Raw genomic sequence first — 14159 nt, 5'->3', positions numbered from 1 at the left:
TCGGCCCCAACCTGGGTCGGGGCTCGGCCAACCTGCGGCTCGGCCCCAACCTGGGTCGGCGGCTCGGCCCCATGGGTCGGCGGCTCGGCCCCAACCTGGGTCGGGCCGGCCAACCTGGGTCGGGCTGGGCAACCTGGGTCGGGTCGGCTGCCAACCTGGGTCGGGCTGGGCAACCTGGGTCGGGTCGGCCAGGGTCGGCCAACCTGGGTCGGGTCGGCCAGGGTCGGCCAACCTGGGTCGGGCCGGCGGCCGGCGGCGTGGCCGAGCGGGCCAACAACTTGGCCGTACGGGCAAAGGCCGGCGCCGGCCGCGGCGCGTAGCTTCCCGGCATGCTGCTCGCCGCGCATCGCACCTCGCGCTTCCTCCAGACCCGCGCCCTCGTGGCCGCTGCCCTGCTGCTCGGGCTCGTGGCCGCCGGCGGTTCGCTCGCAGTCCACGCCGCCGCGCATCCTGGGACGCACGCTGACCGGAACGTCGCCGGAGACGCTCCGCCCGGCAGCCCGCTCGGCGACCTATCGAGATCCCTCGGCGACCTGGCGCCCGTGGTCGGCGTCGTCGAGGAGCGGCTCGCGGCAGGCAGTTACACCTACCTCGCCGTGCGGCCGGACGGCGGCAGCCCGATGTGGGCCGTGACCCTGGGCGGCGGACAGCCGGTGGGCGCGCGCGTCTCGGTCAGGAGCTTCGGCCGGCGCACGGAGTTCGCGTCTCGCCGCCTGCAGCGGACCTTCCCCGTTCTCGTCTTCGGCGTGGTCTCGCCCGTGCGCGCGGACGAACGCTGATTCGCGCCCGACAACATCACCTTTTTTCCTGTCATGAGGTTCATCATGGTTCGAATTGACTTTTCCCTCTCTCGCGTCGCGCTTGTCCCGCTCCTCGTCGCGGTCGCCGCCTTCGTCCCGGCGTGCGGCGCGGACGACGGGACACCGAGCAACCCGGGCGGCGGCTCGGGCACGCAGACCGCCGCCTCCGAGTTCACGTGCACAGATGACGATCTGCAGAGCTCGCCGTTCGGCGGACCCGGGTTCGCGGACGGCGCGCTCACGGGCGCCGCGCAGGACTCCTATGTTGCCTCGTCGACCCTGCTCTGGATGAAGCCCGACGCGGCGGCGCAGCAGAGGTTCGGCGAGCTGATGGGGCCCATCCTCGCCCAGCTGCCTACGCAGGAAGGGCTGATCGGCTTCACGCTCGGAACCTCGGCGAAGTGCGGCTATGCGAGGACCATCACGGTGTGGAAGGACGAAGAGGCGATGGGGAAGTTCGTGATGTCGGACGCCCACCTCTCGGCGATGAGCGCGGCGAGCGCGGTCAGCGTCCACGGCGTCGTGACCCAGTGGACCGTCGGCGCGGGTGATCTCCCGATGTCGTGGGAAGCGGCGAGAGCGAAGGTCGCCGCCGCCGAGATATCGTACTGAGGCCGGGCGCGCTGTGGACGGCCGCGGCCCGAGGCCTCGGGCCAGGCGGGCCATCGCCCCGGCGGTCAGCCGTCGTCCGCCGCGCGGTCCACGCCCGCTGCGGCGCGGCGCCCCGGGGCGCCGCGCGCCTCCTCACGGAACCGGCCGGGCGTCCTCCCGGACCAGCGCTTGAAGGCCCGCGCGAAGGCCGTCACCTCCGAGAACCCCAGCAGAAAGGCGATCTCCGACATCGACGTGTCGCTCTCGCGGAGCAGCTCCTCGGCGGTCTGACGGCGCACGTCGCCGACGATCTGCCGCAGCGTCGTCCCCTCGTCCTCGAGGTGCCGCCGCAGCGTGCGCTCGCTCGTCCCGAGCCGCCGCGCGATGGCGGTCGCCGACGGCTCGCCCGAGGCGAGCAGGTGCGCGATGACGTCACGCACCCGATCGGACTTGGGCGACGCGTCGGCGACGCGACGGCGGCGCAGCTCCTCCGCGTGCTGGTGGAAGAACGCGCTCAGGGCCGGGTTCGCGTCGCGAGGCACGAGGTCCAGCAACGACGGTGGGAAGGCAAAGCCATCGCGGGGCGCGTCGAACTCGACAGGGCAGCGGAAGAAGTCCCGGTGCGCGGCGAGATCGCGCGGCGCGGGGTGGCGGAAGCTGACCCGGAGCGGCGAGAACTCGACGCCGGCGCACTGGCGGAAGCAACGGATGTACACCGCCAGGCTGTGCTCGGTCGCGACGCGCGCGCCCAGCGTGAAGCGGGGCGAGCGGTGCATCTCCGCGAACGGAGCGTCCCGGTCCGTCGTGGTATCGGTCACCCAGCGCGGTGTATCCTGCAGGAGCACCATGTAGCGGTCGACACGGTCGAGCGACTCACGGGCGCTCGCGCTCGTCATGACCGCGAAGCCCATGACGTGCATCTCCTCCATGCGCGTCCGCGCGGCGAGGCGGATGGGCGCCCCGGGATCGTCGAGCGCGCGTACCATGTGCGCCCACAGGGCGTCGAGCGACGTCACCGGTATGCGGCTGTCCGCGTCGGTCAGCGATTCGGCGGAGACGCCGGCGACCTCGAAAAGATCGCCGTGGCGGAGGCCGCGAGAGGCGGCATACGAGATCAGCCGGCCGACGATGGCCATGGACACCGTGGGCCGCGACGGGGAAGACGGCATGCCCGAGCGAGTCTATCACCCGCCGTGGACCGCGAGACGAGCGGGGTGAGCTGGGTGAGCACAGCGCTCGCCGAGCGCCCGTGATACGGCACGACGGCGACGGGCTCGACGACCGCGTCAAGTTGTCACTATGGCCATGACGCAATGAATTCATGGCGACAACCTGTCGTAAACACGGTTCGAGCCCGCGGTCCGCCATGAAACGGCGCGCATCGAGCGATCAACAGAGGACATCGTCGCGTGGCACCGATGTTGCTCAACACATCCGATGTTGCTCGACATCCACGAGCTTCGATGGAGGTGTGACGATGACGTTGAGGTCCGAGCGCGTCGCTGCAGCGATTGATCGGCCGGGCCAGGGCGGCGAAGCGCCCCGGCCGCCCACCTCGCAGCCTGCTCCGGCGCGGCGTCGGATCCCGGTGGCGTCGGCGCTCCGGCGCTGCCTTGGCAACGGGTACGGCCTCGGGGATCTCCAGGCCGACCTCCTGGCGGGCACCGTGGTCGGCGTCGTGGCGCTCCCTCTCTCCATGGCCCTCGCCATCGCGGTGGGGGCTCCTCCTCAGCACGGGCTCTACACGGCGATCGTGGCCGGCGCGCTGGTGGCGCTGCTGGGCGGCTGCAAGTTCCAGGTCACCGGCCCGACGGCGGCCTTCGTGGTGATCCTCGCGCCCATCGTGGCGGAGCACGGGCTGTCCGGGCTGATGACGGCGGGGCTCCTGGCCGGCGTGCTGCTCGTGATCATGGGGCTCGTGCGGCTCGGCCGGCTCATCGAATTCATCCCGTACCCGGTGACCACGGGCTTCACCGCCGGGATCGCCACCGTGATCGCGACGCTCCAGGTGAAGGACGTCCTGGGCCTCCAGGCCGGGCCGCTCCCGGAGCACTACACCGCCAAGGTGGCGGCCTTGTGGGCCGCGCGCGGGACGGCCGACCTCTTCGAGCTGGCGGTCGCCGCCTCGACGCTCGCCCTGCTCTTGCTCGTCCCCCGCGTCATCAAGAAGGTGCCGGCGCCCCTCATCGCCATCACCGCCGTGTCGCTCGCCGCGGTGGCCGTCGACGCGGTTTACCCCGCGTTCTCCGTGGCGACGATCGGCAGCCGCTTTCGCGTCACCGTCGGCGGCGTGGAGATCGCCGGGATCCCGTCGATCCTCCCGACGCCCTCGCTGCCGTGGGGCGATGGGCTCTCGCTCGAGCTCGTGAGGGAGCTGCTCCCCGCCGCCTTCGCGATCGCCATGCTCGGCGCCATCGAATCGCTGCTGTCGGCGGTCATCGCCGACGGCATGACAGGGACCAAGCACGATCCGGACTCCGAGCTCATCGGCCTCGGTATCGGGAACATCGTTGCGCCGATCTTCGGCGGCATCGCGGCGACAGGAGCGCTCGCGCGGACGGCCACGAACATCCGGGCTGGCGCGCGCTCTCCGATCGCGTCCGTGACGCACGCCGCCGTCGTCCTCCTGTCGATCCTCGTCTTCGCCCCGCTCGTGGCCTACGTCCCCATGGCGTCGCTGGCGGCGCTGCTGCTGCTCGTCGCGTGGAACATGTCCGAGCTCCACCATTTCATCCGTATCGTGAGGCTCGCGCCGAGGAGCGATGTGTTCGTGCTCCTGACCTGTTATGGGCTCACCGTCATCCTGGACATGGTGATCGCGGTGTCGGCCGGCGTGATCCTCGCCGCCGTCCTCTTCATGCGCCGGATGGCCGAGCTGACAGGGAGCCGGACGGTGCTGGACGCCGCCGGCGGTTCCAGCGAAGTCGAGCTCCCGAGGCGGGTCGCCCTCTACGAGATCAACGGCCCGCTGTTCTTCGGCGCCGCCCAGAAGGCGATGGCGGCGCTGCACGCCATCCGCGGGGACAGCTACGAGGTGATGATCCTCGACCTTGGCAAGGTGCCTATTATCGACAGCACGGGGTTCGTCGCCCTCGAGAACGCGCTCGACGGGCTCGCGCGGCGCCAGAAGGCGGTGATCCTGGCCGGTCCGTTGCCCAGGCCGCGCGAGATCTTCGACAAGGCGCGCCTCCAGGAGCGGGCGCAGCGCGTGTACGTCGCGGAGGATCTGGCGGCGGCGCTCCGCCTCGCCGGCGAGCTGGTGAACGGCTGAGCGCTCGCTGCCGGCAGGTCCGCGGCATCGCTCCTCTCTCGCCGGACACCTCTGCGGCCTCTGCGCGCGCCGCGCGGCTCGCTACTTCAGCGTGTCGCTCAGCCGGGCCGCCTGCGTCGCCAGGTAGCTCTGCTCCGGGATGCTCGTCGTGCGGCTGGCCGCGCGCCTGTAGTGCGCGATCGCCGCCGCGCGATCGCCGGCCCGCTCCAGCAGGTGCGCGCGGGCGGCGTCGAGGCGGTGGTGACCCGAGAGGCGCGCGTCGGCGTCGAGCGCGTCCAGCAGATCGAGCCCCGCCCGAGGGCCGTGCACCATGGCGGTCGCGATCGCGTGGCTCAGCGCCACCATCGGGTTGTCGGACATCCGCATCAGCACGCCGTACAGCGCCAGGATCTGCGGCCAGTCCGTGTCCTCGGCCCGCGCTGCCTCGTCGTGCACCGCCGCGATCGCGGCTTGCAGCTGGTAGGCGCCGATCGAGCCCCTGCACAGCGCCGCCGTGACGAGCGCGACGCCCTCGGCGATCGCCCGCTGATCCCACAGGCCCCGATCCTGCTCCGCGAGCGGGATCAGCTCGCCCAGAGGCCCGGTCCGCGCCGCGCGCCGCGCGTCGGTCAGGAGCATGAGCGCGAGGAGGCCCGCGACCTCGCCGTCGTCCGGGAGGAGCGCGTGCACGGCGCGCGTCAGGCGGATCGCCTCGCCCGACAGATCGTCGCGGTGCAGCGCGGGGCCGGAGCTCGAGGTGTAGCCCTCGTTGAAGATCAGGTAGAGCACGTGCAGGACGGCGCCGAGGCGCTCCGCGCGCGCCTCGGGCGTCGGCCGCTCGAACGGCACGCCGGACGCCTTGATGCTCTGCTTCGCCCGGCTGATCCGCTGCGCCATGGTCGCCTCCGGGACCAGGAACGCCCTTGCGATCTCGGCCGTCGTCAGGCCGCCCACGGCGCGCAGGGTCAGCGCGATCGCGGACGGCGTGGAGAGCGCGGGGTGGCAGCACATGAACAGCAAGGTGAGCGTGTCGTCCTCGAGCGCCGCCTCGTCGCTGTCGGCGGCGAGGGCGATCTGCAGCTCGGGCGGCACGAGGCTGACCACGATCGCCTCGCGGCGGCGGCGCGCCGCCTCGCTCCGGACGTGATCGGCGATGCGCCGCGACGCCACGTGGATCAGCCAGGCGCGCGGCTCGTCGGGCACGCCCTCGCGGGGCCACTGCGTGGCCGCCGCGATCAGCGCCTCCTGGACCGCGTCCTCGGCGGCGCCGAAATCTCGGAATCGCCGCATGACGGCGCCGAGCACCTGCGGCGCGAGATCGCGCAGCAGGCGCTCGGCCGTGGCGCCCTGGGACGGAGAGGTCACTAGAGATCGCTGGGCGGCGCGCTCATCACCTCGCGCACCTCGATCCCCATGTTGAGCGGCGCGCCGCCGGGGCCGGGCGCGGCGGACGCCTGCGCGGCGATCTCGTACGCGCGCTCGGGGCTCTCGACGTCCACGATCCAGTACCCGGCGAGGAACTCCTTGGTCTCCGGGAACACCCCGTCGGTGATCGGCGCGCCGTCCTTGCCGGCGCGCACGAGCTTGGCCTGGTCGGGCCCCGCCAGGCCCTCGGCCGCCACGAGCTCGCCCGACGCGCTGAGCTTCCTGTGGAAGCTCTTCATGAACGCGATGTGCGCCTGGAAGTCCTTCTGCTGCCAGTTGGCGACCTGGTACGGCCCCCCGCTCGGGGTGTTCATCATCAGGATGTACTTCATGATCGGCTCCTTCTCTTCGCTCTCGCCCCGGGATCGGGCGCGCGTTCGTGGGGTTGTCGGAGCCGAGGGCGGGTCCTCGACATCCCGGGCGACGATAGCGAAGAAATCCGAACCCCGACACGGCGGACGGCCGCGTGTAGGTACAGGTGCGTCTGCGGCGCCCGCGGGAGGTGTGCAGGTCTGTCGTCGCGAGCGTGTGTCCTCCGCGGTGTGATGTGTTCCGTGGTCGCAGATGGTCGGTAGAGGAGGGGGAATGTGTGTCATCTTCGCAGGCCGCCGATCGCAGGGCGGCCCATCACGGGCGGATTCCGCGGATGACGTCCGGCGCGCCCCCACGCGACCTCTCTGCCGACGAAGCGCTCGGGCGTGGTGATTCTGCGCGTCGCCGGCCGTCGTGATCGGTGAGGCGCGCGCAGGCGGACCGCCCTGCGAGTCGACTCCTTGGCTCAGGCGCGGGACATGCACCCTCGCGCTCCGATTCTCACGGATGCATGAACCTGGAGGAGCGTCGATGGAGAAGCGTGTTCCGCAAGGGAAACTTGGACGCCGGCAATTCGCCGGCGGCGCGATGGCCACCGCGGGTGTCTCGCTGCTCGCCACACCGAGCCTCGCGCTGCCCGACAAGAGCTACGCGGTGTGCGAGTCGATCGGGCCCCTCGCCCTCCCGGCAGGGGCCGCCTATACGCCCGGCATCTCCGTGGACCAGCGCTCGAGGAAGCCGGTCTTCCTGCCCGGGCCGGGCGCCGGCTATGCAGCGCACGCCGTCTCGGAGGTCCTCTTCTGGACGGACCAGCTGATGGAACATGCGTTGTTCATCACGCTGCTCATGCCCGGCGATCACCTCCGCGGGCCCCGGGACGAGGCGCGGCAGTACCAGAACCTCTTCGCCAGGCACTTCCTTGCGGCGCGCGACCGGGGGTATGGCGATTACGGGATCTCCTCGCTCCTCGCCTCGACGCGGTCGAGCGTCCAGCGCTTCATCGAGTACAAGCGCCGCATGCAGCGCGCGCAGGAGAGCGGCGCGCTCCGGAGCCTCGTCTGGCCGCTCTTCTTCGACCACATCGCGCGGGAGGCCGAGCGCTTCGTCGCCCGGCTCGATCGGCTCGCGTACGGCGACATCTCGCTCCAGAGCGACGAGGTCTCGGCGTTCTGGACGACGATCATGGCGGATCACCTCGAGTTCATCGCGCACCTGCTCGACCCGCAGGAGCGCGCGCTCATCGATCAGGCGACCGCGCGCGCCGGGCAGCTGTACCAGGCGCACGCGTTCCGCGTCGACAGCGGGCAGCTCGCGACGATGGCCGACGAGGTCATCGACTTCAAGTCGGCCGCGGAGCAGGGGATCGAGACGGGGCAGATCAAGAGCATCATCGATCCGGCGCTCGCCGATCACGTGCTCCGCGAGGCGGTGAGGTTCTCCGACGAGGTCAGGCGCGCGCAGTGACGAATGACGCCCTGGGCGCCGCGCGGCGGGGGCGAGCCTGGCCCCTGCTCCTGCGCGCCGCGCGATGCCTGTACAGCGGCCGCGCGTCGGGATACTCCTGGTCGCGGGTCGAGCGGAGCTCTCCGCCGAGCCCGCGGCGCAGAGGCCGTGTCGGAGGGATGCCATGGATCTGACGGTGGTCGACGAGGGGGGTGTGCAGTTCGTGGAAGGTCCGCCGGGCCACCGGCTCATGGCGAGCGTCCGCGACGTCGACCGCGTGATCGAGGCCTGTTTCTCGGGCGGCGTGCAGTGTGCGCTCCTCCACCCGGCGAACCTGACGGCGGCCTTCTTCGACCTCAGCTCAGGGGAGGCTGGGGAGATCCTGCAGAAGCTAAGAAACTACTGGATCCGGCTCGCGGTGGTGTGCCCCCCGGGGGCCGCTGATTTCAGCAGCCGGTTCGGGGAGGTGGTGGCCGAGGAGCGCCGCGGCCAGCATTTCGGCGTGTTCGAGGCGCGTGACGCCGCGATCGCGTGGCTCGGCCAGACGTAGCCATGGCGGCCTGGCCGACAGCGCCTCTTGCGCCATCGACGCTTGTTCATGCCGACCCGAAGCATCCCCCGAATCTTCGGGGAAATTCACAGGGAGGCGGGGAGACGGGGAGAAGATTCCAACCAATCTCCCCGTCTCCCCGCCTCCCTGTTCAATTCCTCTCGCAAGCTGAACGATCGTGGCCGGCGATCGCCATCGAGCCGGCCGTCCGTCACCGGCGCGCTTCCCTCAGCGAGGGGGCGGGGTGCAGGTGAAGCACCCGCCGCACTCGTAGTGCTGCGTCGTGGTGCCCCACGCGATCCGGTTGTTGCAGCAGTCGCGGCCGTACTGGCCGACGACGGTGGTGTAGCTCTCGTCGCTGTAATACGTGCAATTCCCCCCGGGCGCCGCCTCGCTCGAGGGGACCAGCAGGGCAGTGGTACCCAACATCGCTGCGCCTGCCGTCAGGGCAGCGAAGAAGTACCGAACGCGGGCAGCAGGGCTGAGACGACGCATGGACGCTCCTCTTGCAATGGGAGGCCAGTTTTGGCCTCCGAAGTTATGCGAGGCAGCTTAGACCGCTTGCTCGGCTCGAGCAAGCGGTCCAGCCGGAGTGTCCTTTGCGGAGCTCTGCAAAGTTTCATTCGGCCGTGGGAGGAGGCGAGCTCGTGAGCGCGGTTCACGAAGGCAAGAGAGGCATCCCGCCCCGAGGCCCGTGGAGTGATTGCGGTGTCAAGGAAATTCAGTCGCCCCGATGGGGCTGGGCCGGCAACTCGACGCGGTACGCATCGAGAACGGCGTTGAGACGAGCAGGCGATCGTACCCAAGGTGCAGCGCCGAGGATGGCTGGACTCGGCCGTGGTAGAAAAGCAGGTGTCCCCCATGACGAGGCAGCGCATCGGCCAGCGCGACAGCGTCGAGGAGCGAACCGGCGCGGACCGCGGCGAGGAAGCGAGCGCCGGGGCTGTGCCGGATCCGGCCTGCGGGGCCCTCTCGGGCGGCGGCGAGATGGGGGCGCTGATGCGCTCGATCGACTGGTCGCAGACGGCGCTGGGCCCGGTCGAGGCATGGCCCCAGTCGCTGCGGACGGCGCTGTCCATCTTGCTCTCGTCCGAACACCCCATGTTCCTCTGGTGGGGTCGGGAGCTCATTCAGTTTTACAACGACGCCTACCGCCCGATCCTCGGATCCACGAAGCACCCGGCCGCCTTGGGCCAGGCGGGCCCCGAGTGCTGGAAGGAGATCTGGGGGATCCTCGAGCCGATGATCGAGAAGGTCTTCGCGGGAGGGGCCACCTACGTCCGCGATGGCCTGCTCGTCGTCGATCGGCACGGCTTCATGGAGGAGTGCTACTTCAGCTACGGTCAGAGCCCCATCCGGGACGAGAGGGGCGCTGTCGCGGGCATCCTCGTCGCGTGCTCCGAGAGCACAGGCTACATCCTTGGACAGCGACGGCTGCAGGTCCTCGGGGCGCTGGCGGCGAGGGCGGCTGACGCCAGGAGCGTTCAGGACGTCTGTCGGGTGATGATGGAGACCCTGGCAGAGGCCGGGCGGGACGTGCCGTTCGCCCTGATCTATCTCGTGGACGACGACGGCTCGCCCGCCCGACTCGCAGGGACCGTCGGGCTCGACCCGAGGCACGCGGCGGCGCCGGCGGCGGTGGAGCTCGGCGCGGCGGCCGGCGCGGTGTGGCCGCTGCACCGCGCGCTGCGCGGGGACGTGGAGGTGGATCTGTCGGAGCTGCCCGCGCGCGTCGGCCCCCTCCCGGGGGGCCCGTGGCCGGACGCCGCTCGCCAGGCGGTGGTGCTGCCGCTCCCCCGCGCCGGCGCTGGAGGCCGCCCGGGCGGGTTTCTCGTCGCGGGCGCCAGCCCCCGGCTGGTGCTGGACGACGACTACCGCCGCTTCCTGCGGCTCCTGGCCGGCCACGGCGCGGCGGCCCTGCAGAACGCCCGGGCCAGCGAGGAGGAGCGGCGCAGGCTGGACGCGCTCGCGGAGCTCGACCGCGCCAAGACGGTGTTCTTCAGCAACATCAGCCACGAGTTCCGCACGCCGCTCACGCTGATCCTGGGCCCCGTCGAGGACGGCCTCTCGGACGCCGAGCACCCCTTGCCCGCGCCGCAGCGCGACCGCCTCGCGATCATCTACCGCAACAGCCTCCGGCTCCTCCGGCTCGTCAACACGCTGCTCGACTTCTCGCGCATCGAGGCGGGCCGCATCCGGGCCAGCTACCAGCCCACCGATCTCGGCTCCTTCACCGCGGAGCTCGCGAGCTCGTTCCGCTCGCTCATGGATCGGGCCGGCCTCGCCCTCACGGTGGAGTGCGCGCCCCTCTCCGAGCCGGCCTACGTCGACCGCGAGCTCTGGGAGAAGATCGTGCTCAACCTCATCTCGAACGCCTTCAAGTTCACCTTCTCGGGGGGCGTCCGGGTGACGCTGGAGGAGACCGGGGGGCGGATCGTCCTGTCGGTCGAGGACACGGGCACCGGCATTCCGGAGGAGGAGCTGCCGCGCGTGTTCGATCGGTTCTACCGCGTCGAGGGGGCCAGGGGCCGCAGCTACGAGGGCAGCGGCATCGGCCTCGCGCTCGTGCGAGAGCTCGCGAAGCTCCACGGCGGCAGCGTGGCCGTGGAGAGCCGCCTCGGCGCGGGCAGCCGCTTCTCGGTCGCGATCCCGCTCGGGAAGGCGCACCTGCCCGCGGATCGCATCGACCTCGCCCCCGCGCCGGCCGCGGAGGGGCGCGGCGCTGCGCCCTTCCTCGACGAGGCCGCGCAGTGGGAACGCGACGTGCGAGCGCCGGACGCCGTGCTGGCGGAGGAGCGCCCGGCCCCGAAGCGGCCGGGGCACATCCTCGTCGCGGACGACAACGCGGACATGCGCGACTATGTGCAGCGGCTGCTCCTCGCCGAGCGGTGGACGGTGGAGGCCGTGGCCGACGGTCAGGCCGCGCTGGAGAGCGCCCGCGCCCACGTCCCGGACCTCGTGCTCACCGACGTGATGATGCCGCGGCTCGACGGCTTCGGCCTGCTCAGGGCGCTGCGCGCCGACGAGCGCACCCGCGGCGTCGCCGTGATGATGCTCTCCGCGCGCGCGGGCGAGGAGGTGCGCGTCGACAGCCTCGGGGCCGGCGCCGACGACTTCCTCGTGAAGCCGTTCTCCGCGCGGGAGCTCCTCGCGCGGGTCCGCATCCACGTCGAGCTCGCGCGCCGGCGGCGGGAAGCCGAGGGGCAGCGCCAGTACCTGAACGACCTCTTCATGCAGGCCCCGGGGCCCATCGCGATCCTCCGCGGGCCGGAGCACGTCTTCGAGGTGGTCAATCCGCTCTACCAGCAGCTCGTCGGCGGACGAGCGCGCGTGGGCATGCCCATCCTGGACGCCCTGCCCGAGCTCGAGGGGCAATCCATCCCGGCTCTCCTGGACACCGTGTTCCGCACCGGCGAGCCCTTCGTGGGAAAGGAGCTCGCCGTGCGGCTCGACCGCCAGGGCACTGGCACGACGGAGGAGCGCTTCTTCAACTTCGTCTTCCAGCCGATGCGCGATCGCGACGGGGCGATCGAGGGCATCTTCGTGTTCGCCTTCGAGGTGACCGACCAGGTGAGCGCCCGCCGGCGCGTCGAGGCGCTCGTCGAGGCGCTGAGGCTCGCCGATCAGCGCAAGGACGAGTTCCTCGCGACGCTCGCGCACGAGCTCCGCAACCCCCTGGCCGCCATCAGCCTGTCGCTCACGCTGCTCGGCGATCTGACGGGCGAGGCGCCCAGATCGGCGCGCTACCGCGAGATCGCCCGGCGGCAGGTGGGCAACCTGGTGCGCCTGGTGGACGATCTGCTCGACGTGTCGCGCATCACGCGCGGCACGGTGGAGCTGCGCCTGGAGGACGTCGATCTCGCGGCGGCGGTGCGGAACGCCGCCGCCGCGGCGCGCGCGGCCGTGGAGGCGCGGCGCCACGCGCTCTCGGTCGAGGTCGGGCCGGGGGACTTCGGCATGCGGGCCGACGCCACGCGGCTGGAGCAGGTGGTCACGAACCTCCTGACGAACGCCGCGAAGTACACGCCGCCGGAGGGAGCCATCTCGGTGCGGCTGACCCGCGAGGCGCCGGGCGCCGCGCCCGAGGCCGTGCTGCGGGTGCGCGACACGGGCCGCGGCATCCCGGCGGCGATGCTCGAGAGGGTGTTCGAGCTCTTCACGCAGGTCGAGCAGACCATCGACCGCGGCACGGGCGGGCTCGGCCTCGGGCTCACGCTGGTGCGGCGGCTGGTGGAGATGCACGGCGGCAGCGTCGTCGCGGAGAGCGCCGGACCGGGCCAGGGCAGCGAGTTCATCGTGCGCCTTCCGCTCGGCCGGGGCGCGGCGCCGCCGCTCGCGCCCGGCGCCGAGCCGCCCGCCGCTCCGCAGCCGGGGGAGACCGCCGAGCGGCACCGGGTGCTCGTCGTGGAGGACGTGGAGGACGTGCGCCGGGTGATGAGCGAGTTCATCGAGGCGCTGGGGCACGAGGTGACGGTGGCGGTGGACGGCCTGGAGGGGGTGACGAAGCTCCTGGAGCTGCGCCCCGAGGTGGCCTTCATCGACATCGGTTTGCCGGGCATCGATGGCCACGAGGTCGCCCGCCGGGCGCGGGCCGCGCCCGGGGGCGGCGCGCTCTACCTGGTGGCGATCTCGGGCTACGGCGGACCCGAGGACCAGGCCAGGTCGAGGCAGGCCGGCTTCGACCTGCACCTCACGAAGCCCGTGGGCGGCGCGACGCTGCGGCAGGTGCTCGCCGAGCGGCGCGCGTGAGCGAGCGCGCGCGCGGGCTGGCAGCGCCGTGCCCGCTCACCGCCGGCCAACCGGGCTCATCGCTGCTGCAGCTTCGCGACCAGCGCTTCGAGGCGGTCGTAGCTGATGCCCGCGCCCTTGGGCATCCCGGACGCGAGGACCATGTCGCGCACTTCCGTCGACGGATAACGCACCGTGGCCGTGAGCCGCGTCTTCGTGCCCTCTTCGGTGTAGGTCGCCGTCACCACCGAGACGGTGTCCGGGAACTGCTCGAAGATCTCCGTGAACACGAGCCGGCTCGGCGCCGTGATCTCCTGGTTCTCGCCGTGGAAGGCGGCCTCGCCGCCCGGGTGGCGGTTCACGAAGCGCCACTTGCCGCCCGGCCGGAGGTCCATCTCGCAGACGGGCACCGAGTAGCCCTCGCCCAGACAGCCCCACCACCGCTTGATGTGCTCGGGCCTCGTCATCGCCTCGAACACGAGGTGCCTCGGCGCGTCGAACAGGCGCGTCATGCGGACCTCGTCCGCCGACGGCGTCGTGACCTGGAAGCTATCGCTGTTCGCTGTGCGGCTCTCGACCATGGCTCTCCTCCTTCTCCTTGGTTCCTTCGTCGACGCGCCGGCTACGATTGAATCGCCTCGGGGGCCATCCAGACCACCTCCCAGTGGTGACCATCGATGTCGTAGAAGCTCCAGCCGTACATGAAGCCGTGATCCTGCGGATCCATGGCGTGCGACCCGCCCGCCGCGATCGCCTTCTTCACGATCTCGTCGACCTCGGCCCGGCTGCTGCACGAGAGCGCGAACATCCCCTCCGTGTGCGTGCTCGTGTTGCAGATCTCCCTCTTCGTGAAGCCCTTGAAGAACGGCTCCGTGAGGAGCATCACGAAGGCTTCCTGGCTGACGATCATGCAGGCGGCGTTGCTGTCCGTGAACTGCGGGTTGAACTCGAAGCCGAGCTTCGCGAAGAACTCCATCGACCGCTTCAGGTCGCTGACGGCCAGGTTGACGAAGATCTTGCGAGCGCTGTTCGTTGTCATGGTCCTCTTCTCCTGTTCGAG

General features: G+C 71.4%; 12 protein-coding genes. 6 read left to right on the top strand and 6 right to left on the bottom strand.

Annotation, left to right across the window (positions count from 1 at the left end):
- Positions 1-329: 329 nt before the first annotated feature.
- Positions 330-779: a hypothetical protein gene (locus tag WMF11_RS29205; RefSeq protein WP_437973022.1), complete on the top strand. Its 450-nt coding sequence runs from the start codon at positions 330-332 to the stop codon at positions 777-779.
- 45 nt (positions 780-824) lie between these two features.
- A complete protein-coding gene (locus WMF11_RS29200; protein ID WP_437973021.1) occupies positions 825-1412 on the top strand; it encodes a hypothetical protein in 588 nt (195 codons plus the stop codon).
- 65 nt (positions 1413-1477) lie between these two features.
- Here WMF11_RS29200 and WMF11_RS29195 read toward each other — a convergent pair whose 3' ends face one another.
- The gene (locus WMF11_RS29195) at positions 1478-2560 is read right to left on the bottom strand and encodes an AraC family transcriptional regulator (protein WP_437902531.1); all 1083 of its coding nucleotides are present in this window, start codon (positions 2558-2560) and stop codon (positions 1478-1480) included.
- A 308-nt stretch (positions 2561-2868) separates the two neighbouring features.
- Here WMF11_RS29195 and dauA point away from each other — a divergent pair, with 308 nt between their 5' ends.
- A complete protein-coding gene (gene dauA, locus WMF11_RS29190) occupies positions 2869-4662 on the top strand; it encodes a C4-dicarboxylic acid transporter DauA (RefSeq protein ID WP_437973020.1) in 1794 nt (597 codons plus the stop codon).
- Positions 4663-4743: 81 nt separating this feature from the next.
- Here the strand turns inward: dauA and WMF11_RS29185 are convergent, their stop codons facing one another.
- On the bottom strand, positions 4744-6006 hold the full coding sequence (locus tag WMF11_RS29185; protein ID WP_437973019.1) for an RNA polymerase sigma factor: 1263 nt from the start codon (positions 6004-6006) through the stop codon (positions 4744-4746).
- The gene (locus WMF11_RS29180) at positions 6006-6398 is read right to left on the bottom strand and encodes a YciI family protein (RefSeq protein ID WP_437902525.1); all 393 of its coding nucleotides are present in this window, start codon (positions 6396-6398) and stop codon (positions 6006-6008) included. The genes WMF11_RS29185 and WMF11_RS29180 overlap by 1 nt, the downstream gene beginning before the upstream one ends.
- A gap of 511 nt (positions 6399-6909) precedes the next feature.
- Between WMF11_RS29180 and WMF11_RS29175 the strand changes: the two genes are divergently transcribed.
- Together WMF11_RS29175 and WMF11_RS29170 are read left to right on the top strand one after the other, a co-directional pair.
- Positions 6910-7842 (top strand): DUF2935 domain-containing protein, encoded by a 933-nt coding sequence (locus tag WMF11_RS29175; protein WP_437541732.1) that lies wholly within the window; start codon positions 6910-6912, stop codon positions 7840-7842.
- Positions 7843-8005: 163 nt separating this feature from the next.
- Positions 8006-8371: a DUF4180 domain-containing protein gene (locus tag WMF11_RS29170; RefSeq protein ID WP_437973018.1), complete on the top strand. Its 366-nt coding sequence runs from the start codon at positions 8006-8008 to the stop codon at positions 8369-8371.
- Positions 8372-8599: 228 nt separating this feature from the next.
- Here the strand turns inward: WMF11_RS29170 and WMF11_RS29165 are convergent, their stop codons facing one another.
- Complete coding sequence (locus WMF11_RS29165; RefSeq protein WP_437707920.1) at positions 8600-8800, bottom strand: DUF6289 family protein; 201 nt, start codon at positions 8798-8800, stop codon at positions 8600-8602.
- A 432-nt stretch (positions 8801-9232) separates the two neighbouring features.
- On the opposite strand from WMF11_RS29165, the gene WMF11_RS29160 reads away from it, so the two are divergent.
- The gene (locus WMF11_RS29160; protein WP_437973017.1) at positions 9233-13120 is read left to right on the top strand and encodes an ATP-binding protein; all 3888 of its coding nucleotides are present in this window, start codon (positions 9233-9235) and stop codon (positions 13118-13120) included.
- Positions 13121-13176: 56 nt separating this feature from the next.
- Here WMF11_RS29160 and WMF11_RS29155 read toward each other — a convergent pair whose 3' ends face one another.
- Together WMF11_RS29155 and WMF11_RS29150 are read right to left on the bottom strand one after the other, a co-directional pair.
- Positions 13177-13680 (bottom strand): SRPBCC family protein, encoded by a 504-nt coding sequence (locus WMF11_RS29155; RefSeq protein ID WP_437973016.1) that lies wholly within the window; start codon positions 13678-13680, stop codon positions 13177-13179.
- A 41-nt stretch (positions 13681-13721) separates the two neighbouring features.
- On the bottom strand, positions 13722-14138 hold the full coding sequence (locus tag WMF11_RS29150; protein WP_437902515.1) for a VOC family protein: 417 nt from the start codon (positions 14136-14138) through the stop codon (positions 13722-13724).
- Positions 14139-14159 lie beyond the last annotated feature (21 nt).

The organism is Sorangium sp. So ce295 (genome assembly GCF_051527405.1).
Lineage (GTDB): Bacteria > Myxococcota_A > Polyangia > Polyangiales > Polyangiaceae > Sorangium > Sorangium cellulosum_B.
Note: the sequence above shows the minus strand (reverse complement) of the source record. Positions and strands in the feature narration are given on the sequence as shown.